Source organism: Hahella chejuensis KCTC 2396 (assembly GCF_000012985.1).
Classification (GTDB): domain Bacteria; phylum Pseudomonadota; class Gammaproteobacteria; order Pseudomonadales; family Oleiphilaceae; genus Hahella; species Hahella chejuensis.
Window position 1 is genome coordinate 971,207 of sequence record NC_007645.1, and the last position, 24,047, is coordinate 995,253.

Here is a 24,047-nt window from a genome sequence, read left to right on the forward strand (position 1 = left end):
GCGGCTCCTGGCCGGGTGATTTACACAGATTAACACGAACTTTCCCACTGGGTTTGATGTGAGTCAGTTCGCGCAGCCGGCATGCTTCATAGGCCGCCGACATCCTTCCTGCTCCGCATGTGTGGACGTGAATTATCCCGGCGACGAGCAGTTCTCACGCCGGTTGCGCCCGCATATGAATATTAACAAAGAAATTATTGCAAGCATGCGTCGCCAAGTACATTATGCAGCCGATTCCCTGTTGTTTAATGAGAGCGCGGCTGTGACATACTGTTTGGCGATATCCGTTGATGCCGGGTTGGTGTTTGCATCTGACTCCCGTACCAATGCAGGGGTTGATAACGTCAACACCTATCCCAAAATGTATTCGTTCAATGTGCCGGAAAAGGCTTTTGTCACGGTGCTGACCTCCGGTAATCTGGCGACGACGCAGGCGGTGGTGAGGCGGATTTCACGCGACTTAGAGGACCCCTCAGGAGAGGGAGGGCTGGCCGCCTGCAATGATATGAGCGACGCGGCTCGCTACATCGGCGCGTTGAGCGTTGAATTGAAAAATTATTACGAAAAGGATCTGAAGCAGGGCGCCAATTTTGACTGCACCCTGATTGTGGGTGGCCAGTATAAGGATGGCCCCCATGAAATATTCATGGTCTATCCTGAAGGAAACTATATCCAAAGTTCGCCCTATGCGCCGTACCTGCAGATAGGGGAAACCAAATACGGCAAGCCTATTCTGGACCGGGTGATCCGCAGTAATTCCAGTCTTGAAGCGGCGGCCCGGTGCGCGCTGGTTTCCATGGACTCCACCATGCGCAGTAATTTATCCGTGGCGCCGCCGTTTGATCTTCTGGTGTATGAAACCGGCAAGCTGGAGCCGGCGCATGTCATGCATCTGAAGCTGAATTCGCCTTATTATGCGACTTTGCGCAAGCAATGGAGCGAAGGACTTAAGGCGCTGTTTAATGAATTACCGCTTTTCGAGTGGGAGAAAAATAAATAAGCGCCAAGGCGCGGTAGTTGCATAAAAGCGCTGCGATATGATGAATTAACGTATTCTTTGACTGGGCGTTCGCCTCCTGTCCTTGTGGCGGAACAAAGGAGTGAGCGAGAGTCAGCCAGGGATACGTCATAACAATGCAGGCGCTTACCGACGATGACTAAGCAAGGGGGTTGCTATGAGTATTCTGGTAGGGATCAGGCATCGAACGACATACACCTATGACCGACTGGTCAGTCTGTCTCCACACACTGTTCGACTTCGTCCCGCTCCGCACTGCCGCACGCCGATTATCAGTTACAGTCTCAACATTCATCCCAAACCGCACTTCATTAACTGGTTGCAGGACCCTTTCTCCAACTATGTCGCGAGGCTGGTGTTCCCAGAGAAGACTTCAAAGCTGGACGTGGATGTTGATCTGGTGGCGGACTTAACCGCCTACAACCCTTTCGACTTTTTCGTTGAGAGCTTCGCGGAATATTATCCTTTCCAATATCCTGACAAACTGAAAGCCCAATTGGAGCCGTTTCTCGTTACGCAAGAATGGGGCCCCCGCTTTGAATCTTATCTAAAGGCGTTGCCCCGGAAGAAAAAGCTGATCAATGACTTTCTGGTCGAGCTGAATCAAAAGCTGTGCAAAGACGTCCAATATAACATCCGCATGGAGCCGGGCGTGCAAACGCCGGAGCAGACCCTGGAGATAGAGCGGGGTTCCTGTCGAGACACCGCCTGGCTGATGATCCAGTTGTCACGCCGGTTGGGGCTGGCGGCGCGATTTGTATCCGGCTATCTAGTGCAATTGACGTCGGATCAGAAATCTCTGGATGGCCCCAGCGGACCAGAGAATGACTTTACTGACTTACACGCATGGTGCGAAGTTTTTATTCCCGGCGCGGGCTGGCTGGGGCTGGACCCGACTTCCGGCCTGTTCGCGGCGGAAGGGCATATTCCGCTTACCTGCACCCCCAACCCGGAAGAAGCGGCGCCTATTCTTGGTTCTGTAGATGAAGCGGAAGTCGAATTCAGCTTTTTCAACCAAGTGACCCGTATAAAAGAAGACCCACGGGTTACCCGGCCCTTTACTGAACGGGAATGGGAAGACATTGACGCCCTGGGCCAATATATCGATGAGACGCTGACCCGCAATGACGTGCGTCTGACGATGGGCGGGGAGCCGACATTTGTGTCGATCGATGATATGCAATCGGCGCAATGGAACACAGACGCCGACGGGCCTGAGAAACGCCGCTTGGCTTTTGATTTATCCCTGCGACTTAAAAAGCAGTATGCGGAAAACGGCTTCATGCATTACGGCCAGGGCAAATGGTATCCAGGTGAGCCGCTGCCGCGCTGGCAGTACGCCTTGTATTGGCGCAAAGACGGCGAGCCGTTATGGCGGGGGCCGCAAGATGCGTTGATGCATGACGCCAGGCCCGATGATGCGCGTGCGCTTATGGCCGCTTTCTGTCAGGAAATAGGCCTGTCCGACAGTGCGGTGCAGCCCTGTTACGAAGATCCTTTCTATTACATGTGGCGTCATGGACAGCTGCCGGCGGGCGATGACCTGCATGGAGATCATGAGGAGCTGGCGCGCCGCACTTTGGCGCAGGTCATGCAGATGGGGCTGAATCAGGCGGTGGGCTACTGTCTGCCGATTGGCCTGAATCAGGTGACAGGCGTTTGGCGCACCTGTCTCTGGCGTTTTTTACAGGGGGCGCTGTATCTGAGCCCCGGCAATTCGCCTCTTGGTTTCAGACTGCCCCTGGCGAGCCTTTCTTCCCATGAACTCAGCGATGAGTACGAAGTGTATGAACGAGATCCGTTCGCCCCGCTGCCACAGGAGCTAAAACCTCTTTCTAAAGCCGAGAGTCGCCCTCTGGCGGAAATGGCGATTCATACGGCGATGTGCGCGGAAGTGCGCGAGGGCTATCTGCATGCCTTTATGCCTCCGGTCAGTACGCTGGAGGAATATGTCGCGCTGTTGGATGCCTTGTCCCGGGCGGCGACCCGGATCAAGCGCCCGGTGCGCATCGAGGGCTATCCTCCGCCTCATGACGTCAGACTGGTGAAAATGGTGGTGGCGCCGGACCCAGGGGTGATTGAAGTGAATATTCAACCCGCCTCCAGTTGGAATGAGCTTAAGCAGATCACAGAAACGCTGTACCACGAAGCGCGCCTGAGCCGGCTGGGAACGGAAAAGTTCATGTTGGACGGCCGGCACAGCGGTACTGGCGGCGGCAATCATGTCACCCTGGGAGGCCCCACAGCGGCGGACAGCCCGCTATTACGACGCCCGGATCTGCTGCGCAGTCTGATTACGTTCTGGCAGCATCATCCCAGTCTGTCTTACCTGTTCAGCGGCATGTTCATTGGTCCCACCAGTCAGGCTCCGCGCCTGGATGAGGGGCGGGTGGAGCGGATATATGAAATGGAGATCGCTTTCTCTCATATGCCGGCGGGAGACGTGCCGCAACCCTGGTTGGTGGACAGGTTGTTGCGCCATTTACTGACTGACCTGACCGGCAACACCCATCGCAGCGAATTCTGCATTGATAAACTGTATTCCCCGGACAGCAGCACAGGTCGCCTTGGCATTCTTGAGTTTCGCTCTTTTGAAATGCCGCCTCATGCGCGTATGAGCCTGGCGCAAATGCTGTTGCTGCGGGCCTGTGTGGCTCTGTTTTGGGAGCGTCCCTACAAGCATAAGTTGATTGAATGGGGGCACGGCTTGCATGACCGTTTTATGTTGCCTCACTTCCTGTGGCGGGATCTGACGGATGTGCTGCAGTTTCTGGCGGATAATGGCTACCCCTTTAAATCTCAATGGTATGAGTCTTTTCTGGAGTTTCGTTGTCCACGTATCGGAACCATGGAGCTGGAGGGCATTGAACTGGAGCTGCGACATGCGCTGGAGCCTTGGTTTGTGCTTGGTGAAGAAGCGGCGGCTGGCGGAACGGCGCGTTACGTGGACTCCAGTATGGAGCGACTGCAGGTCAAGCTCAGGTTGGCGACGCCCGAGCGCTATGTTTTAACCTGCAACGGACGCGTAGTCCCTATGTCCCCCGGCGGTGAAGAGGGCTGTTTTGTCGCGGGCGTGCGTTATCGGGCCTGGCAGCCGTGGTCTGCGTTGCACCCCACCATTGGCGTTCACTCGCCTCTGGTGTTTGATATTTTCGATACCTGGAATGGGCGCAGCCTGGGCGGATGCACTTACCACGTCATGCACCCGGGGGGCCGCAGTTATGAACATTTCCCGGTCAATGCGCTGGAAGCGGAAGCGCGTCGTATCAGCCGCTTTGAAGATATTGGCCACACTCATGGCCCTCTGATTGCGCCGCCGGTCGTCGATGGCGGCGGGCGTTTTTATCCTCGTCGCGAGCCTCGCGTCGGCGCTGCGCCGCCCCGGCCCAAGCCTAACGCCAGCTACCCCTTAACCTTGGATTTACGCTACGATTAAGCTATGTCAGAAAACATAGCGCCTTCTTCGCAGCCCAGTCTGGACCTGACTGGGCTGCCTTACTCCCCCCTCGCCACCGCATTCGATGAAATGCTGGGTTCCGGCGGCGAGGTGCGTCCTCATTGGCGCGCCTTTGCAGACTATTTTTCCCGGGTGTCCCGGGACAATCTGGGACAATTACGCCGAGATGCGTTGCGTCGCTTAAAAGAGCAGGGCGTCAACTATCATGTTTACGACGACCCGCAGGGCATGCGTCGAACCTGGCAGTTGGACCCGCTGCCGATGGTGATGTCCGAAGCGGACTGGAGCCCAATCGAAACCGGGCTGCAGCAGCGGGCGCATCTGTTTTCGCGGGTGCTGGCGGACCTGCTGGGACCGCAAACCTGCCTGAAGCAAGGGGTGCTGCCGCCGGAGCTGGTGTTGCAGCATCCGGGTTTTTTACGTTCGATGATGGGCTCCGCCGCGTTGCCGTTGAGCCTGTTCGCTGCGGACCTGGCCAGAGGCCCTGACGGGGCCTGGTGGGTGCTGGCGGATCGCACGCAGGGACCTTCCGGCGCCGGCTACGTTCTGGAAGCCAGAATGGTGACCAAGCGTGTATTGAGTCAAAACGCTGTGGACTACGCCATCGCTCCGTTGGCGCAGTTTTTCTATCACTTCAAGCGCCATGTGGCGGCGCTGGCCCCGGATCAGCAAAAAGAGCCCACTATCGTGCTGTTGTCGCCGGGGATCGGCAATGAAGTGTATTTCGAGCACGCTTACCTGGCGGCGCAGCTGGGCATCACGCTAGTACAGGGCGATGATCTGACGGTGCGTCAGGGGAAGGTCTATCTTAAAACAGTGGATGATCTGCAGCAGGTGGATGTGATTATCCGCCGAGTGGACGATGCCTTTTGCGACCCCCTGAACTTCCGCGCCGATTCCATGCTGGGCGTGCCGGGACTGGCGCAGGCGCAGGCGCTTGGACGTGTGGGAATGGCGAATCCATTGGGCGGCGGCTTTCTGGAGTCGCCAGCGATGCTGCCGTTTCTCCCTGCATTGTCGAAGCACTTTCTGGCGGAGGAACTCAAGCTGCCCAACGTGGCCACCTGGTGGTGCGGGCAGGAGAAAGAACTCAAACACGTCCTGCAGAATCTGGACGACCTGGTGATCAAAACGGTGGATCGCCACGCGTTGGTGCGTTTTGGACCCAAAATGAGCGCACGGGAGCGCGATGCACTAAAACGGCGCATCCAGGCGGAGCCTTGGCGCTATGTTGGGCAGGAATTGTTGAGCTTTTCCACCACGCCCACATTGGTCGGCTCGGAGATTCAACCGCGACATCTGGTGTTGCGAGGGTTCGCCGCAGGAGATGGTGAGCAATATGACGTTATGCCGGGCGGCTTGACCCGGGTCTCGCCGGATGCGCATACCTTTCTGGTGTCCAGTCAATCCGGCGGATGGAGTAAGGATACATGGCTGCTGAAAAGCTCTGGCTCCATGCGCGATGTGTTGCGGCTGAGCCCTACCAAACAACGACGCATCGCCTCGGCGGTGCTTACCAGCCGGGCGGCGGAAAATCTGTTCTGGCTGGCGCGCTATCTGGAGCGGACGGAGTCGCTGCTGCGCCATATTCGCGCTTATGTGCGACGCTTGGAAAATTATATCGACTATGGTTTTGACACCGACAAAGCCGTGCTGGAAGGCATGTTGCCGGCAGTGGAGGCGTTCTGTTCTCTTGATCGCGAAGGTCTGCCTACCGTTGAGGATTTGAAACAGTATGTGCTGGACTCCTCCCGCATTGGCGGAGTCGCTTTCAATCTGCGCGGCGCTATCAACTCCGCTTACACCGTGCGGGACCTGTGGTCCGGCGACTGCTGGCGCGCGGTGGAGGAACTTGAGGAATTGCTGGAGTACAGCGAAAAGAACCGCAGCGTGCTGGCGTTGGACCAGTTTATCCAGCCATTCCTTACTGCTCTGTTGGCGTTTTTAGGCGCGAGTCAGGAGAGTCTGGCGTTGAATCAGGGAGGACTATGGCTGCAACTGGGTCGTCGCTTGGAGCGGGCGCAGAACACGCTTTCCAGCACCCATAAAATCTGCGCGGAATTGAACGAAGACAACGAGGCGGGGCTACGGGAAATGCTGCTCGAAGCCCATGACTGCCTGAGTAGTCATCGTCGCCGTTATGGCACTGAGTTGCCTTTTTACACCCTATGGAAACATTTATTACTGGAGCCTACCAACCCGCGCTCGTTGGTCTATGCTGTCAGTGAGCTGGAGCCTTTGTTGAGCTATTTGAACCCAACGCCGCAACAAGGGCTGATCGGTCTCGAGAAAAACGTTCTGGCGATTCTTACGCCGCTGCGACTGGCGGATGCGGTGGAGTGGCGCGACCTCGAATTGACTCAGACAGAGTTGGCTCCCTTTTTGCAAAACCTGACACAACAACTAAATCAGTTCGGTCTGAATATTGAGCACCAATACTTCAAGCACGCCCAACCCCTCACCCGATTCATGCGCTGACGGCGTATTGCTGAGAGTGAAGCACGAGACGGTCTACCGCTATCCGGGACCGGCTTCGCTCGCCTATAACGCCGCCTGGCTGGAGCCGCTGTCCGGTGACGGTCAAATGCGCATTGAGCACCGCTTGAAGGTGGACCCCAAGCCGCAGTTTCAGAATCTGAGAACAGACGCCTTTGGCAATCAGATGCACTACTTTGAAGTGCATAAGCCTCATTCTGCGCTCAAGGTGGTGAGCGAGGCGATTGTGGAACGCCGCCCGAGACCGCATAACGAGGCTTGCGCGGCGCCGTGGGAGCTTGCGCGCTACGCCGCAGCATCCAGCCCGGCGGAGCGCACGGCGCTTTGCTCTTTCGCTTATCCAGACGCCTCTATTCCGATTATTGATGAAGTGATCGACTATACCTTGGTCAGTTTTAAAAAAGGGCGCGCGTTGAATGAAGCAGTAAAAGAATTCTCCGCCCGCATCTATCGGGACTTCAAGTACACGTCCGGCGCCACGCAGGTGGACACCAGCGTCACGGAATTCTGGGAGTTGCGCAAAGGCGTGTGTCAGGACTTCGCCAATCTGGCGGTGTTGGGGCTGCGGGCCATCGGTCTGGCGGCTGCTTACGTCAGCGGCTACGTGCTTACTTATCCTGCGGAGGGCGAGAAAAAGCGCCAGGGCGCGGACGCCTCTCATGCCTGGTTCGCCGTGCATGCGCCGGGCTACGGTTGGATTCATGTGGACCCGACCAACAACATGTGGGTGGCGAAAGAACATATCATCGTGGCGATAGGGCGGGGTTACACCGACGTACCGCCGCTCAAGGGCGTTTGTTACGGAGGGGGCCAGCAGCAGCCTGAAGTTGCGGTAACCGTAGACATAATAAAACGAGAGGATCTCTTCCATGGGCATTCAATGGAAAGACTATAAATACCCTGAACTCTATGACGAATTGATTGATGGCAAAGGGAAGCCAAGGAAAGTGGCGGAAACGTTGGCCAGACATATGGCGGAAATGGAAGACGAGGAACTGGAGCGACTGAAAAGCACCTCCGAGCTGGCGATCAAGGAAATGGGCATCACCTTTACCGTCTACGATCAGGAAGGCGGCTCTATCGACCGGCAGTGGCCCTTCGACATTATCCCCAGAGTGATGAGCAAAAAAGAGTGGGATGTGGTCGACGCCGGACTTAAACAGCGCGTCAAAGCGCTCAATATGTTTATCGACGACATCTATCACGACCAGAAGATCGTTAAAGATAAAGTCTTCCCCAAAGATCTGCTGAGCAAATCCAAGAACTTTCGTAAGCAATGTATTGGCGTGAACCCAGCGCATGGCGTGTGGGCGCATATTTGCGGTTCGGATTTGGTGCGCCATTCCGATGGGCAGATATACGTGCTGGAGGACAACCTGCGGGTGCCGTCGGGCGTGTCCTATCTGCTGGAAAACCGGCAGGTCATGAAGCGCGTATTCGCGGACCTGTTCGGCGACTTCAGCATCTTGCCGGTGGACGATTATCCCTCGCAGCTGTTCGATACGCTGGCGGCGCTATCGCCGCGCCCGGCGGATTATCCTCAGGTCGTGGTGCTGACCCCGGGCATTTATAACTCCGCTTATTTTGAGCACGCTTATCTCGCTCAGCAGATGGGGTGTGAGCTGGTTGAAGGCACTGATTTGGTGGTGACCGATGACGACTGCGTTTACATGAAAACCATTTATGGTCTGGAGCGGGTCGACGTGATCTATCGCCGCGTGGACGACCTGTTTCTGGACCCGGAAGCCTTCAATCCTGATTCCGTGCTAGGCGTGCGCGGTCTGATGCGGGCCTGGTTGAAAGGCAATGTGGCGCTGGCCAATGCGCCGGGCGCCGGCGTGGCGGACGACAAAGTGGTGTACGCCTTTGTGCCGGACATGATCAAGTACTACCTGAGCGAGGAAATGATCCTGCCCAATGTGCCCACTTATTTATGTATGAAGGACGATGATCGCAAATACGTGCTCTCGCATCTGGAGGAACTGGTGGTGAAGCCCGCCAATGAATCTGGAGGCTATGGCATGTTGGTCGGGCCTAGGTCCACCAAAAAAGAGCGGGAAAAATTCGCGGAGCTGATTGAAGCCGACCCGCGTAACTATATCGCGCAGCCGACCCTGAATCTCAGCACTGCGCCTACGCTGGTGGACGGTAAGGTGGAGCCGCGACACCTGGACATGCGTCCTTTCATTCTTTCCAGCGACCAGATTTACGTGACCACCGGCGGACTGACCCGGGTGGCGCTGAGAAAAGGATCGCTGGTGGTGAATTCCTCCCAGGGCGGGGGGAGTAAAGATACTTGGATCATAGACGAGGAGGCCTGAAATGCTCTCACGAGTAGCCGGAAACATATACTGGATGGCCCGGTATCTTGAGCGTGCGGAGGACATGGCGCGCCTGATCAACGTCAACGCCAATCTGACCCTGGACTTGCCGAAAGGCTTGTCGCCAATTTGGGGACAGCTCATCGCCATCACCGGCGTCGGCGAACTTTATGAAGGTGAATTTGATGAGCGCTCGGTGCTGAAATTCTTGATTGCGGAAAACAACAATCCGGTTTCCATCCTGTCCTGTATGGCCTATGCGCGGGAAAACGCCCGCACCATTCGCGATGTCATTCCCCGGGAAGTGTGGGAAGCCATCAACCGGGTTTACCTTTACGCCAAAGATCATGCGCAACAGGCGTTGACCAAGCGCGGTCGTTATCCTTTTCTTTTCGAAATCATCAGTGAATGCCAGCATATAACCGGTATTCTGGCGGGCACGATGAATCACGACGCGGGATATACCTTCCTGAAGGTGGGGCGCAATCTTGAGCGGGCGGATATGACCAGCCGCATCATCGACACCCGTTCCGCTAACTTGGTGCCAGACGCCATAGTGACCAAAGCCACTAACGATAACCTGCAATGGATGAGCGTGCTCAAGTCGCTGACCGGCTATCAGATGTATCGGCGCGAAATGCAGGTGCGTATCCAACGCCAGGAAGTGTTGAAATTCCTGATTCAATCGAAAGTGTTCCCCAGGGCGATAGCCCATGCCATGTCGGAAGTGGAGAAAGCGTTGGAGTCGCTGCCGAACCATGAAAAGGCGCAATTGGTGATTCATCGCATCAACCGGCAGATCGACAATGTGGAGATCGCCAAGCTGAAGCAGACGGAGCTGCAGAACTTTATGGATCAATTACAGGTAGGGTTTGCGCAGACTCATGAGGAACTGGGCGTCGCCTATTTTGGCGGCCAGGTCAGCGCTCAGACGCAGAGCCAGGACGCAGCATAGCGGCTGCGCCCTGTATTGGATCACTCCAGCAGAGACTGGGCGAAGGCGATCAGCTCTTCCGCCGCTTTCTCCCGGATAGCAAGGGTGTCTTCAGGATCAATATCGTACTTCTGCGCCAGTAAAGTGAAGTCCTCTGCGCGCAGAGATACGGTCAGGCGGGGACGGATGGGGGTTTTGTTGTAAGACAGCCCCAGTATCTTGCGAATCATGTCCGGCGGATTCAGGTCCTGCTCCAGAGCCGCCCGCTTCAACACTTGCTGCACTTCCTTGGATACGTCAAAAGCAAGTTGGGTGGCTCTCACCGCTTTTTGTTCTTCAAGCCAACGATCTTTACCTTTATTCAACGTTATCTCCTGGCGCCGCTCCGGTTATCAGGTCGCCTTTCATATGATTTCTCATTGATAGTAAAAGCAGCCTGTGAGGGCTGCGTAGATGTCATTAGCATGTTTGTCGCAACGCATTTAAGACTTCTGCGCCTTCAGGCGATCAAGAATGTCGCGGGCGCTGTGTTTGTCCCCGGTCAGACCGGCGGCGTCAAGTCGCTTGGCCAATGGGTCTTCATTACGCTCAGCCTGTAGTTCTTCGCCGGCTTCTATTTGATAGTCCGTCATCTGCTGGCTGCGCTTGATGCGCTCAAGCGTCTCTCGCGCCGATCCCAGATTGGCGTTGTGGGCGGCGGCGCTGTCTGCAATCTGCAGCGTGGCTTTTTGCACTTTATCTGTAGTCTGTACGACAGCGAGATCGCGCTCGTTATCGGCGATTAATTTTTCCGCCTTCTGAATATTGTTCTTGAGACGCTGGATCTGCTCGTTATAGCGGCGGCTGATGGCTAGCTGTTCGTTCACGTCCGCTTCCAGCTTGGCGATTTTCTCCGCTGCTTGCAGGGCGAGCGCTTCGTCATTCTGTTTGAGCGCGGCCAGGGCTTCGGCTTCACGCTTGGCGATGTCCAGGCGTAGAGACTTTGTTGTGGCGTCCGCCTCCAGTTTATGGGCCATGACATCCGTCAGGCTGCGTTTTGCGTCCTCAATATGGCCTTTGGCGGTATCAATTTCTTTTTCAATGGCGCGTACGCCGTCCGCATCCATCACGGCTTCTCCCATTTCCCTCACGCCCCCGCGTAATGCGGTCAGTAGCTTTTCGATGATGCTGCTCATGGAACACCTCCGGTGATCTATTTCAAATACTCTTCAAAGGCCTGGAAACAGTCGTTGGCGTTGCGGGCCAAGGTCACCAGTTCTTTCAGGACGTTTTCGAGAATGGATAGAGGCGACAGGGCGCCGTAAATGACGTAGAAGTCGTCGACAATGGCGAAAGCGCTCAGGGGCATCGGTAAGCTCATTTCCAGTAGCGACTCATTTAACTCCGCGAGACGGGATTCCAGCAGTTCCCCCTTGCGGAATAGATAGCTGATGCATAGGATTTGTGTCTCTGTAGCGGTTACGTATATCGGTAATGCATCCAGGTCCGACACCTGCACCTGCAACACCTCCACTTCTCCCCGAATCGGGAGGCAGTCGAATGTGTGGCCTTCATAAGCGGCGTCGGATAACTTGAGGGCTAAATCGTTTATTAAACTCACCGTTGTCTCCTCGCGACATAATATGTCCCGCGTCGATCGTAATGGTCGCGCCATATCATGTCAATCTAAAAAAGCGTCGGATTTACAGCTAAGCTTAAACGCTAAATGATTTGTTTGAAGGACGAAATTTTCTGTTGACATAATATGGCCGTCCTGAGTATTAATGACATAGTATGTCGTAAGAGGTGAGATATGGAAGCATACTTGGCAACAATTTTTTCGTTTCCGACTGTGGTTTTCACAGTCCTTTTAGGGATTGTCGTCTGCTATTGGATTCTCGCCATTATCGGCCTGCTTGACCTTGATCCTTTCGATTTGGATCTTGATCTGGATGTGGCCGACGCGCAGGGGTTGGCGGGATTGATGGTTACCCTTGGCTTAACCGGCGTTCCACTGCCTTTGGTGTTGAGTTTCCTGGCCATGTACGGCTGGCTTCTCACCTATTTCGTTTCACTGTATATCCTGATTCCCATGTTTGGAGGCGTTATCCTGTATATCGCTGGAGCAGGCGTTATCGCCATCGCCTTTGGGATATCTATTCTGTTGACGGCTAAATCCATACGGCCTTTGCGTCCTTTGTTTCGCAAAGCGTATGGGACGGCAAGCGCTAAGGTCGTTGTCATCGGAAGAACCGGGACGGTTCGTTCAGGGAGCATCAGTGAGACGTTTGGTGAAGCGGAAATAACCATAGACGGCGCGCATCTCATTCTGAAGGTCAGGGGAGAGGCGGGCTTGAATCTGAAGCGTGGAGATAAAGTCATATTCATTAAATACCTGGAAGCGGAAAACGCATATCAGGTGATGCCCGAAGAAGACTTTTTGGCGGACTCTTGATAGTCGCTTTGCAATATTTCGAACTAAATAAATTCATAAATCAACTAGGCATAGAGCTAGGAGAAAGTAGCTTATGGAAGCGGGAGCTTTTATTGGTGTTTCTGTTTTTATCGGAGGTGGTTTCCTAATACTGCTGGGAATTATCGGCCTGTTTAAAGCCTTCTACAAGAAAGTAGAACAAGGACAAGCGCTGATTGTTAACGATACAACGACCCAGCCGAAAGTGTATTTTACCGGCGCCATGGTGCTGCCGGTTCTTCACAAAGCCGAAACCATGAAAATTTCGGTTATCACGCTGGAGATTGATCGCCGCGGTAAAGACGGCCTGATCTGTCAGGATAACCTGCGCGCTGATATTACTGTCGCGTTCTATTTGCGGGTGAACGAGACCGCGGAAGACGTGCTGAAAGTGGCGAAGGCGGTGGGCGTGTCCCGCGCATCCGATCGCGTCGCCGTCAACGAGCTGTTTAACGCCAAGTTCTCTGAGGCGCTGAAGACTGTCGGTAAGCAGATGGAGTTTCTGGGTCTGTTTGAAGACCGTATCGGCTTCCGTGACCGCATTGTTCAGACCATCGGTAACGATCTGAACGGTTATGTTCTGGAAGACGTCGCCATTGACTATCTGGAGCAGACGCCTAAATCCAGCCTGGATTCCAGCAATATCCTCGATTCCGAGGGTATCAAGAAAATCACCGAGATCACGGCTCAACACAATATCCACACCAACCGTCTGGAGCGTGACGAAGAGCTGGAGATCAAACGCAAGAACGTCACCACGCGCGAAGCCATGCTGGAGCTGGAGCGCCAACAGGCTGACGCTGAAGCGAAGCAGAAGCGTGAAGTGGAATCCATTCAGGCCCGTGAAACGGCTGAGACTCAAAAGGTTCGCGAAGAAGAGCGCAAGAAAGCGGAAGAAGCGCGCATTCTGACGGAAGAGCAGCTGTCGATTGCGGAAGAGAATAAGCAGCGTCAGGTTGAAATTGCGGTTAAAAACCGTGAACGCGCAGTGGCGATTGAGCATGAAAAAGTTGAAAAAGCCCGTCAGTTGGAAATGGTCAACCGCGAGCGTGAAGTCGAATTGCAGCGTATCGCCAAAGAGAAGGAGCTGGAAGAGCAGCGTAAAGTCATCACTCTGACAATCAGCGAGCGTATCTCCGTCGAGAAGAAAGTGGCGGAAGAGGAAGAGCGCATCAAAGAAGTTCGCGAAGTGTCTCAGGCGGAGCGCGAGAAGCAAGTGCGTATTCTGGCGGCTCAGGCGGAAGCCGACGAGCAGCTGGTCAAACAGGTGAAAGCGGCGGAAGCTGAGAAAGAAAAAGCCGTGTTCCGCGCTCAGGAGATCAACACCATTGCGCAGGCGGAGCTGGAAGCTTCTTCCAAGAAAGCGGAAGCCAACAAGAAAGAAGCCGAGGGCATCCAGGCGATGGAAGCCGCATCAGGGCTGGCGCAGGCCCGCGTAGCGGAAGCCAAGGCGGCCGCCTACGAGCGCGAAGGACAGGCGAAAGCCAATGCCCAGAAAGCGGAAGGTCTGGCGAAAGCGGAAGTCATCGAAGCCCAAGCTGCCGCCAACGAGAAGAGTGGTCTGGCGGACGCCAAAGTGCTGGAAGAGAAACTGACCGCCAAAGCGCGCGGCGACGAGAGCATTGGTATGGCGAAAGCGCGGGCGGAAAGAGAGCTGGGCGCGACCGAAGCGGAAATCATCCGTCAGAAAGCCAAGGCGGAAGCAGACGGCCTGGTGGAGAAATTCAACGCGATGGGCAATATGTCTCCAGAAGCGCGCGAATTCGAAGAGTTCCGCATGCGTATGGACGCCGCCATCAAAGAAGTCATGGCGAGCATCGAAGCCAACAAGTCTATTGCGACCGATCAGGCGCAAGTGCTGGCGCAAGCGCTGCAGAAGTCCAATATCGAGATTGTCGGCGGCGGCGGGGAATATTTCGAGAGCTTCTCCAAAGCACTGGCGGTTGGCAAAGCCATCGACGGCGTGGCCGGCAAGAGCCAGGCGGTGCAAGCGGCGCTGGACAAGCTGTTGTCCATCACCGGCAAATCGTCCGGCGAAAAGTCCCACTAACCCTTCGATCCTTTCTTTACAGTCTGACGGGCGACCTGGGTCGCCCGTTGAGCTGATCTGATAGAACCGCAGTTTGGATGGAGTCTTTATGACATCGCAAACCAATGATCTGGTTGAAAACGCCGTTGCTGAAGGGGGCGCTTATGAAGTGCTGCGCAAACGCCTTCAGGAGCAGGGGCTTCGCCTGCGTGAGCTGGTGGAGGCGCTCAACAAGGAGCGTCTGCAAGAGTTCGGCAGCTCCGATATGGACATCCTCAGTCGTATCCGGGTGCGTACCGAAAATAATTGCGTCGCCCGCGACATCGTGCGGGTCGGAGATTTTCTGTTATTCGGATACAACGTTTTTATCGGCCTGAAGAAAGAAACCAAAGTCTCCGATGTTTTCGCGCTGTATCAACTGACCGAAACTGAACAGGGACTGGAGCTCAGCGAGCATACTTCAGACGGAACCTTTCTGGCGGACGCCAAGTTCCAGTCCGATTTCAATGAGCTGTACACTTATTACAAAAACGCCAAGCTGTTGCAGATAGTGGTGCGCCAGGGGCGTCTGTTGGCGGCGTTTCAGATTGGCGAGCGTTTGGAGGATCTAAGGGTTTTCCAATGGGCGGTCAACGCCGCTGGTGAGGTGGAGAGTTACATCGACAATCGCGGCGAGCGCTATATTCAATTGCCGCCGCGCCATGATTTCGAATGGACCGAAATCAAACGGGAGCAAGTGATCGAAGGCCTGCACCCGCACATCAATATTCTCGACACCCTGTTCGTCGATAATATTCGCGGTGATCTGACGTTCAAGATAGAGAACAACACCCGCACCGGCGAAGGCATCTTTTCCGATCCGGTTGAGGACGAGAATCAGTCGCTGGACGACGGCCAGTTCTTTTACGCGCAAGTGGGCGAGCTGATCCTGATTAAGGTGCTGCCATATCGGGAAGAGAGCTGGCGCTACTACGTTTTCAACAAGCGCCTCAGTAAAGTGACGCGCATCGACGCCATCGGCCAGTCCTGCGTTCAGCTGCCGGAAGATCATGGCCTGATGTTTCCTGGCGGCTATTATCTGGAAACCGGCGAACTCAAACACTTTGACGAAGAGATAGACGGTTTTCGCTTCAAACGTATGATTCGCTCACCCAATGGTGAGGACGTGTTGTTTGTCTTCTATGAAATTCCCCAGGGCATCAGTGGCTTATACAGCTACAACCTGATCACCAAGTCCCTGCAGAACCCCATCGTCGGTCATGGCTACGCTTTGCTTAACGACGGGCGCATGGTGGTGTTCACGGCGGACGACGAGCCGACGCGCATTCATCCCATGCAGGTATGGAAGACGCCTTATTTCAGCGAAACGTTTGCGGCGCAGGAAACCACCAGCCAGACGTTTCTGGGGCGTATCGGCAACAAAGAGCTGGTGCGGGGTATTTCTGATCTGCTCAGCATTTGTCGTCTTGTGGAGCAGAATGTCGCCTCGTTCGAGCATTACAACTCATTGATCAAATCCGCGATGCGCTTGTTCGACCAGTATTACTGGCTGGACTCCAAAGAACTGGCGGAGGTGCACGGGCTACTGAAAGAGCTGGTCGCCAGTGGCGAACTGGTGCTGGACGAATATGAAAAAGTCGCGTCGATTCAGGACAGCTCCCGCACGGCGCTGGAGCAGGCGGCGGCAGACAAGAAAAAGCTGATTCAAAGCCTGTCGCCGGAATCCTGGAGTCAGCCGGGAGATTTCGTCAACGCGCTGGATAGCGCGCGCAAGTTGCGCGGCCGATTGATGACTTTACGGGATTATCGCTATATCGACCTCTCGGCGATCGACGCAATGGAAGCTGAGCTGGTGGAGACCGAGCAGGAACTGGCGCAGGAAACCGTTAAGTTTCTGGCCACGCCAAAAGCGCTTGATGGTTATTATGAGCGTCTGGATGAACTCACGGAAAAAGCCGAGAAGTTGGAAACGCGGGTAGAGCTTAAGCCGTTACTGGAAGAGTTCGGCTCCATCAGTGCGGGTCTGGATTTACTTTCTGAACTGGTGGCCACACTGGAAGTGGAAGACGCGGTGCAGCGCACGCGCATCATTGACGGCATCTCCGAGATTTACGCCAAGATCAACCAACAGAAAGCAAAGGTTCAGAACAAAGCCAAATCGCTGGGCTCGAAAGAAGCCACAGCGCAATTCGCCGCCCAGTTTCGCCTGTTCGAACAGAGTTTGAGCAATGCTCTTGGCCTGGCGGACACTCCTGATAAGTGTGACGAACTGCTTTCCCGCCTGCTGAACCAATTACAGGAATTGGAAGGGCAGTTCGGCGAGTTTGACGAGTTTCTGGGCGATATCCTCGCCAAACGCGATGAAGTGTACGACGCCTTCGACAAGCACAAACAGCGCCTGATCGAAGAGCGTCAGCGTAAGACGCACACCCTGGCGGACGCCGCCGGACGCATTCTGGAAAGCATCGGCAAGCGTAGCCAGCGTTTCCAGCAAATGGATGAAGTGAATACATTCTTCGCTTCGGATGCGTTGGCGCAGAAAGTTCGACAGATCGTAAAACAGCTGCGAGATCTGGGCGATCAAATTGCTGCGGACGACCTGGAAAGCCGCCTGAAGTCCGCCAAGGAGCAAGCGGTCAGAGGGTTGCGGGACAAAACGGACATTTTCGAAGAAGGCGGCAAGGTTATCAAACTGGGGCCGCGCCACCGTTTCAGCGTTAATACCCAGGAGCTGGATCTGTCAATTCTGCCCAGGGACGACAAGCTGTTTATCCACGTCACTGGCAGCGACTACTACCAGCCTATCGACGACCCTGAGCTGGACGCCTGCCGTCGCTATTGGGACATGACATTGATGTCGGAAACGCCGGATGTATACCGCTCCGAGTTTCTGGCGCATCGATTTCTGGAACATATTAACAGCCCCAGACAAACAGCTCTCAAGGATAAGGTGATGCAGGCGCTGGCCGCGGGCGATGGCGTTCAGCCATTTGTTACGGAATTCGCCGGGCCTCGCTATAAAGAAGGTTATGAGAAAGGCATCCATGACCATGATGCGGCGTTGATTCTGGCCAAGGTTCTGCCTGTGATAAGTCAGGCGCAATTGCTGCGCTACACCGGACGCATTCGCGCTTTAGCCTGTCTGTTCTGGTCTGCGCGTCAGCACGATGAGGAAAGCGCCGCCTGGCGCGCGCAGGCGCGAGCGGCGCAAATCATGCTGGATGTGCTGAACAGTCCGCAGGCGATGATGCAACTGGAAGACGCATTGGGGCGTCTGCTGTGGGAGTTTGTAGAGCGGCAACGCCTTGATTTCAGCGAGGTGGATGTGGCTCAGGCGGCGGCCTATCTGGCTGCGGAACTGGGCAAGGACGCGCTGGCGTTTGAGTCTGGCAAGTACGCAATGGACAGCTATGAGCGTATGAAGCTCAACCTGCAAACCTCCACTGCCTGGAATATGCTGCAGGAAAGCATGAAGTCGCTGGATGGCGACCTGGGCGCGCGCTGGCGTTTGGCGCAAAGCTGGTTGCAGGCGTTTCTGCAGAAGGCGGACCAGACATTTGAGGATTATCATTACGAAGCAGTCGCTATTCTGGCCGCGGAGCAGGAAATCCCCAGAGATAAACGGGAGGTCGACTTGCGCTTCGCTGTGTCCGGTCTGCTGGGATCGCACCCACGGATCAAAGAGCAGACGCTGCAATTGGCGCTGGACGACTTCATGGCCAGGATGACGCGTCACGTCGAAGAAGACATCGCCGGCTATGAGCGTTATCTCAAACTGCGGCAGCAGAAACTGGAGCAGGCTCGCAAGATGCTGCGCCTGAATGAACTGAAGCCTCGGCCATTGACCTCGTTCGTGCGCAACAAGCTGATCAATGACCACTACCTGAAATTTATTGGCGATAACCTCGCCAAGCAGATGGGAACGGTCGGCGAAAGCAAGCGTACTGACAACATGGGCTTGCTGATGATGATATCTCCACCGGGATACGGTAAGACCACTTTGATGGAGTATACCGCCAGCCGTCTGGGGCTGACCTTCGTTAAAGTGAACTGTCCTTCCCTGGGTCATGATGTGGTTTCGCTGGACCCTGAAAAGGCTCCTCACTCGACAGCCAGGCAGGAGTTGATCAAGCTGAACTTTGGTTTCGAGCTGGCTAATAACGTCATGCTGTATCTGGACGATATCCAGCATACTCACCCAGAGTTTCTGCAGAAATTCATCTCCCTTTGTGACGGCACGCGAAGAGTAGAGGGGGTCTGGAATGGAGAAACACGGACTTACGACCTGCGTGGCAAGAAGTTCTGTATCGTCATGGCGGGCAACCCCTACACGGAGAGCGGCGAAACCTTCAAAGTGCCGGATATGCTCGCCAACCGGGCCGACATTTATAACCTTGGCGACGTTTTGGGTGGCATGGAAGACGCCTTTGCGATGAGCTATATCGAGAACGCGATGACATCCAACCCAGTCTTGGCGCCACTGGCGACCCGGGATATGGAGGATTTCTACAGGTTCATTGATGCGGCGAAGGGCCGCGAAGTCGCTGCGACGGATATGAAGCACACTTACAGCGGCGCTGAGTTCAAAGAAGTGGTCGATGTACTGGGCAAGCTGATGGACGTGCAAAAAGTCGTGCTGCGGGTGAACCAGGAATATATTCGCAGCAGCGCCCAGGCCGACGCCTACCGCTCCGAGCCCACATTCAAGCTGCAGGGAAGTTATCGCAACATGAATAAGCTGGCGGAAAAAATCACCTCGGTGATGACGGGAGATGAATTACAGCAACTGTTGGAAGACCATTATCAAGGAGAGTCGCAGCTGTTGACTCAGGGGGCGGAAGAGAACCTATTGAAGCTGGCGGAATTGCGTGGAACGTTGACGTCTGATCAGCAAATCCGCTGGGCCTCTATTAAGGAAGAATTCGCCAAAAACCGTGGCCTGAAAGACATGGATGCATCACAGCAGGCAGTGCGCCAACTGAGGGAAATGACGGATGGATTGCGCCGTCTTACTGAGGTTGTCGGTCAAGGGAACAAGCCTGCTTTGCCGGTGGAAGCGTCTAAGGACTACTCCGCTGATGTGGTCAAGCAGCTGGCCAGAATGGTCAAGGCCATGAGCGACTTAAAAGACGCAGCGCCGAAAGTGGACGTGGCGCCCAAAGTGGAAGTCGTCAACCAGCCCATGCCTGGACTGGATAAAATTCTCGCGACCCTGGCTGACACTATTCAAAACAGCATTTATCCCCTGGTAAAAACGATGGATGGTAAATTGCAGTTGGACCTGGAGACCCATAAGCGCATGGCGGAGTTAAACGCCAAAATAGACAGTCTGCGTCTTGAGCTGAAGAAACCGGAAGCTTAAATAGGTAGAGGCGGCTGCCTCTACTGATATGACAAAGCGGGCGTTAAGCCCGCTTTTTTGTGCGCTAGCGATTGGCGGAGTAGGGATCTTTCGCCAGCAAATAGGCGATCATTGATTTCTGCTTGGGCTGCTTGTCCAGCCACTCGCGAATTCCTTGCAGTTTGGCGTATTCCTCTTTGCCGAACTCTTCTTCATACAAGGCTTCGAAGACGTCCCGAGCTTTGCTTTCACGAATCTTGCGCTGCCAGGGATCGGTGAAAATCGCATTCAACTTGGTGGCGAGTCCTTCCCGCTTCAGCAGTTCCCACTCTCCTTTATCCAGCCACATGGCGAGAATTTCCGGGCTGAGGTCGAGTCGATGATCGGTATTTTTTGAAATACGATATTTCAGCATCAGGCGGCCGGTTTTAGGGCAGAGCAGCGCTTTTTTGGAATCTTCCGCATTAACGGCGAGATCAAAGTCAACTTCGGTTAGTGAGTGCTCGGAGTTCAACCAACGCAGATAGTCCTGCAGATAGATCAAAGTTCCGCCGCAGTTATCACAGATATGGCAGGCCAGTAGATCTTCGAGGAAACCGGGCTTCAGTGCGCCTGAGTTACAGCTTGTGCATTTCATGGAATCGTCTTCCTTTAGTAGAGGCTGTCGTGAGGAAAAGCGCTGATAGATGGCTTTTCACTCCGCGCCGCGGCTGGATAAGCGCGGACGCCCTTAAATCGAAGCGTCGCCAACAGAAAGTATGCAGGATGCCTTCCGCCGGTCATATTGTTTAACCGGGCAACGTTCAAATACGAACAGGTATTGTATTAAGTCAGAGAAGGAAACGACAGGCCCAAATGACTCAATGAATCAGTGAGGATATGGCGCGTTCAATGGGGAGGCATGGCTGTTATTCTGGAAGCGGGAAGAGAAAGCCGCCATTGAAGCGGAAGGTGGCGTTGGCCCTGACTTCGCCTGCTACTGGCGTATACTGCTGCCAGTGTATGAGCAGGCGTAAAAGGGGCGCTGATCACGGAAACCTAGTTGGTTTCGTTGTTCAGCACTAACGTTCTTTTCCTTTTCACAACAACCTTCGGCGTGTGGGCCGGGGCTGACCTGCCGCCATAATAATGGCCTCGGTCTTCTGTCCTTGCAGTACTTTCAATGGCGGATTTAGACTCGCGTATAAGTTGGCATACTTGAACCGGCGACAGGTGCTTGGGTACCTGGATAGGTCTCAGCTCCACAATTTCCCCGTTCCGTAGTTCAAAAGCCATTTCGAAACCACTTATATGACGAGCTATATTGAGTTTTGAATCAATGTTCCATTCCATGTGATTCACGCTCCGTAGTTTTTCTGGTTATCTAGGGTGTTGCCGGTAGACGAGGTCGCCTCCATACGATTTAAGTGGGCCTTACCAAACCTGGAAGGCGTCCTTTGCTGGAAAATCGAAGAGGGCGTGAGAGCCTTCCACAATCCTCCAAACAAGACTTGGATGATCCCGCAAGGGGGCGTCCACGAACTGGCCGGAACGGCTAGTATAGTCACTTACGCGGCGAATAATAACAATGACTGTGTAACAGGATGTATCCCGGCAAAAGCGGCGCCAGGATTATAAGGTGAGCGGCGCTCAGATTAGTTGCGATGCGCCGGTGATTTTTGCGACGAAAATGCGTCGATATGGTAGTTATCTTAGCAGGAATATCTTCTTATTGTGTGGAGGTAATGTAAAAACATGTCAAATGCCGCCGCTGCGATATTTGCCTGAGCCAGAGGCTGCTGCGATAGGTAATCGCCGCGCCAGAGCGCGGTTAAAAATAGACGTCGTCGGGATTGAAGCGGTAGTCGCCCATGTTCTGTTTGCGCTCCTGGCGTAGTCTGCGAGCTTGCGCCTGAGCTTGCAGGCCCCAAATGCTGACGGCGTTTTCAAGAAGATCAAAGTTGATGTTCAATAGCGACCCGGCTATCGCATTCATCGCCGCACGGGCTTGTTGAAAGCTGTGATAGGGACCCTGTAGTTTCACCTTTACTGCAGGTTTGCTCTCCGGACCCGCCAGCGCAATCAAGGTATAAGTGGCGTCGCCTGTATCTTTGATAAATAACTCTACCCGTTGCCGGTCATTGCCCGAGAGGGCGCAGAATTTGGCGTCGTCAGCAAGAGGGGAACGGTAATCCAGACGCATAAGCTTCTCCCATAGTGGTACTGCCGGGAAGTTTTTAATGTGCACTGAATTATTTGTTGGCGCAATGACATTGATCGAATTTTGCGCTGTTTTACCGTTTTGTAGAAATGCGGCGTCTCAGGACGCCGCTACTTTTGCTGTCGGGATGGCGCAGAGGTTACGCAGCTCGTCCATTCGTTCCGAGAGTATGTCTTCTGCGGCGATGGCGCGTTGCTCTTCGAGGATGTCTTGAAGAATCTCCACTGTCGTCAGCGGATTCGCCAGCACCACTCTGAATACGACGCAGGCTTGACCATCATACGCGGCGGGATTCAGACGCGTGCGGGACACGAACGCCTTGCCCCGCGCCCGTTGGGTTTTCTGAATGCCTTTGGTGATTCGGCTGAGACAATCGTTGATAGCCTGCCGGCGCTCTTCATCGGCGAACTCAAAGGCCTGCCTGACCCAGACGGGATGATAACGGTAAGTGAGGATATTCAGCTCGGGCTCGCTGACCAGTTCGAAGTCGTCCGCCTGATCGATCATCGCGGCGAAGGTCTTGGCCTTTTCGATACCGAGATCTATCAGAATTTCGTAACCGGTGCGGCCGATGATTTTCAAACCGGACTGGATGAGCATGGCCATGCCCGGGCGAGAGCCTTCAAGGGTTTTACTGCCAAGGTCGCGAGACCCCTGACGAATAATATATTGAGCATGATGCTCAATGGCGTTGCTGGTGGATGGCGTCTTGAACACCACCAGCCCTGCGCCCATGGGCACATAGAGCTGCTTGTGGGCGTCCATGGTGACGGAGTCAGCCAGTTCGATGCCTTTCAGCAAGTGCTTGTAGTTGTTGGAGAATAAAGTAGGGCCGCCCCAGGCTGCGTCTACATGGAAGTAGGTATTGAACTCTTTGGCGATGGCCGCCATGTCCTCTAAAGGGTCAATGTTGCCGGTTTCCGTCGTGCCGGCGATACCCACCAGGCTGATAACGCGGACGTTGGCGTCGCGTAATTTTTCACAGGTGGCGCGCAGGGCCTGTAAGTCTATCTTGTTATTCGCTCCGGTCGGGATGGCGATAATATTATCGCTGCCCAAACCAAGCAGGTCGGCGGACTTACTGAGAGAATAGTGGCCTCGTTTGGAGACCAGCACCGCCGCGCCTTCATAACCATAATGCTTCAGGGCTTTGAACATGCCTTCCCGGCGTACGCCCTTGAAGACGGAGTCTGCGGGAAAGCACAGGTTTCTCGCCACCCACAGCGCCGTGATGTTGGCCACTGTGCCGCCCGAGCACATGCTGCCCAGCGCCACGCTACTGTTGTGCATCCACTCATGGTAGTAAGCGTCGTCACGGTCATAGACGAGGCGATGCATCATACCGATAACTTGACGCTCCAGCGGCGTAAAGGCTTTGGAGGTTTCCGTCTTCACCAGGTTCTGGTTCAGCGCGATCATGATTTTCGACAGCGGCAGCATGAAATACGGCAGCGCTGACGTCATATGGCCGATAAAGCTGGGAGAGGCTGTATGCACAGACTGTGAGACGAGCTTATCCAGCAAAAACTGGGTTTGCTCGGAGACGAACACGGGATCTTCTGGAATGCGGGACTCGGCGAAGTCTTTCTCCATTTCGCTGAGATCTTTTTCCACCGCCACAATGTGATCCTGTAGGAATCCGGCCAGATTTTGTGAAATTTTCTGGTCGATTCGGCCAAGTGTGGAATTGGGCGCCTCGGGGATGGTGAATACCCGATACATGGTTTCCAAACTGGCTTTGGCGATTTTTTTGGTCTTCGACATAGGACCCCGCTACCGCTTAATGGCGCTTTCGGGAC

At 54.7% G+C, this 24,047-nt stretch carries 15 protein-coding genes; 9 read left to right on the forward strand and 6 right to left on the reverse strand.

What is annotated here, in order from left to right; all coding sequences use genetic code 11:
- The first annotated feature begins 262 nt into the window (after positions 1 to 262).
- The 6 genes from HCH_RS04425 to HCH_RS04450 all read left to right on the forward strand — a co-directional run bounded on the left by HCH_RS04425 (position 263) and on the right by HCH_RS04450 (position 10,247).
- Entirely contained in the window at positions 263 to 1,000 is a 738-nt protein-coding gene (locus HCH_RS04425) for a proteasome-type protease (protein ID WP_041599225.1), read from the forward strand.
- A 175-nt stretch (positions 1,001 to 1,175) separates the two neighbouring features.
- Complete coding sequence (locus HCH_RS04430) at positions 1,176 to 4,454, forward strand: DUF2126 domain-containing protein (protein WP_011394942.1); 3,279 nt, start codon at positions 1,176 to 1,178, stop codon at positions 4,452 to 4,454.
- Between the two features lie 3 nt (positions 4,455 to 4,457).
- Positions 4,458 to 6,953 (forward strand): circularly permuted type 2 ATP-grasp protein, encoded by a 2,496-nt coding sequence (locus HCH_RS04435; RefSeq protein WP_011394943.1) that lies wholly within the window; start codon positions 4,458 to 4,460, stop codon positions 6,951 to 6,953.
- A gap of 16 nt (positions 6,954 to 6,969) precedes the next feature.
- On the forward strand, positions 6,970 to 7,866 hold the full coding sequence (locus HCH_RS04440) for a transglutaminase family protein (RefSeq protein WP_148212476.1): 897 nt from the start codon (positions 6,970 to 6,972) through the stop codon (positions 7,864 to 7,866).
- The gene (locus tag HCH_RS04445) at positions 7,841 to 9,292 is read left to right on the forward strand and encodes a circularly permuted type 2 ATP-grasp protein (protein ID WP_011394945.1); all 1,452 of its coding nucleotides are present in this window, start codon (positions 7,841 to 7,843) and stop codon (positions 9,290 to 9,292) included. Before HCH_RS04440 ends, HCH_RS04445 begins: the two co-directional genes overlap by 26 nt.
- Position 9,293: 1 nt before the next feature.
- Positions 9,294 to 10,247: an alpha-E domain-containing protein gene (locus HCH_RS04450; RefSeq protein WP_011394946.1), complete on the forward strand. Its 954-nt coding sequence runs from the start codon at positions 9,294 to 9,296 to the stop codon at positions 10,245 to 10,247.
- A 20-nt stretch (positions 10,248 to 10,267) separates the two neighbouring features.
- Here the strand turns inward: HCH_RS04450 and HCH_RS04455 are convergent, their stop codons facing one another.
- The 3 genes from HCH_RS04455 to HCH_RS04465 form a co-directional block, all read right to left on the reverse strand.
- Positions 10,268 to 10,591, reverse strand: a complete 324-nt coding sequence (locus HCH_RS04455) for a hypothetical protein (protein WP_011394947.1) — start codon at positions 10,589 to 10,591, stop codon at positions 10,268 to 10,270.
- Between the two features lie 117 nt (positions 10,592 to 10,708).
- Complete coding sequence (locus HCH_RS04460) at positions 10,709 to 11,401, reverse strand: PspA/IM30 family protein (protein ID WP_011394948.1); 693 nt, start codon at positions 11,399 to 11,401, stop codon at positions 10,709 to 10,711.
- A gap of 17 nt (positions 11,402 to 11,418) precedes the next feature.
- Positions 11,419 to 11,826: a YjfI family protein gene (locus HCH_RS04465; protein WP_011394949.1), complete on the reverse strand. Its 408-nt coding sequence runs from the start codon at positions 11,824 to 11,826 to the stop codon at positions 11,419 to 11,421.
- Positions 11,827 to 12,018: 192 nt separating this feature from the next.
- On the opposite strand from HCH_RS04465, the gene HCH_RS04470 reads away from it, so the two are divergent.
- The 3 genes from HCH_RS04470 to HCH_RS04480 all read left to right on the forward strand — a co-directional run bounded on the left by HCH_RS04470 (position 12,019) and on the right by HCH_RS04480 (position 20,069).
- Positions 12,019 to 12,660: a hypothetical protein gene (locus HCH_RS04470; RefSeq protein WP_011394950.1), complete on the forward strand. Its 642-nt coding sequence runs from the start codon at positions 12,019 to 12,021 to the stop codon at positions 12,658 to 12,660.
- Positions 12,661 to 12,733: 73 nt separating this feature from the next.
- Positions 12,734 to 14,728, forward strand: a complete 1,995-nt coding sequence (locus tag HCH_RS04475; RefSeq protein ID WP_011394951.1) for a flotillin family protein — start codon at positions 12,734 to 12,736, stop codon at positions 14,726 to 14,728.
- Positions 14,729 to 14,816: 88 nt separating this feature from the next.
- A complete protein-coding gene (locus HCH_RS04480) occupies positions 14,817 to 20,069 on the forward strand; it encodes a DNA repair ATPase (protein ID WP_011394952.1) in 5,253 nt (1,750 codons plus the stop codon).
- Positions 20,070 to 20,133: 64 nt separating this feature from the next.
- Here HCH_RS04480 and HCH_RS04485 read toward each other — a convergent pair whose 3' ends face one another.
- The 3 genes from HCH_RS04485 to panP form a co-directional block, all read right to left on the reverse strand.
- Positions 20,134 to 20,685: a zf-TFIIB domain-containing protein gene (locus HCH_RS04485; protein WP_011394953.1), complete on the reverse strand. Its 552-nt coding sequence runs from the start codon at positions 20,683 to 20,685 to the stop codon at positions 20,134 to 20,136.
- Between the two features lie 1,173 nt (positions 20,686 to 21,858).
- Positions 21,859 to 22,230 (reverse strand): hypothetical protein, encoded by a 372-nt coding sequence (locus HCH_RS04495; protein ID WP_011394955.1) that lies wholly within the window; start codon positions 22,228 to 22,230, stop codon positions 21,859 to 21,861.
- 117 nt (positions 22,231 to 22,347) lie between these two features.
- A complete protein-coding gene (gene panP / locus HCH_RS04500) occupies positions 22,348 to 24,012 on the reverse strand; it encodes a pyridoxal-dependent aspartate 1-decarboxylase PanP (protein ID WP_011394956.1) in 1,665 nt (554 codons plus the stop codon).
- Positions 24,013 to 24,047: the final 35 nt, after the last annotated feature.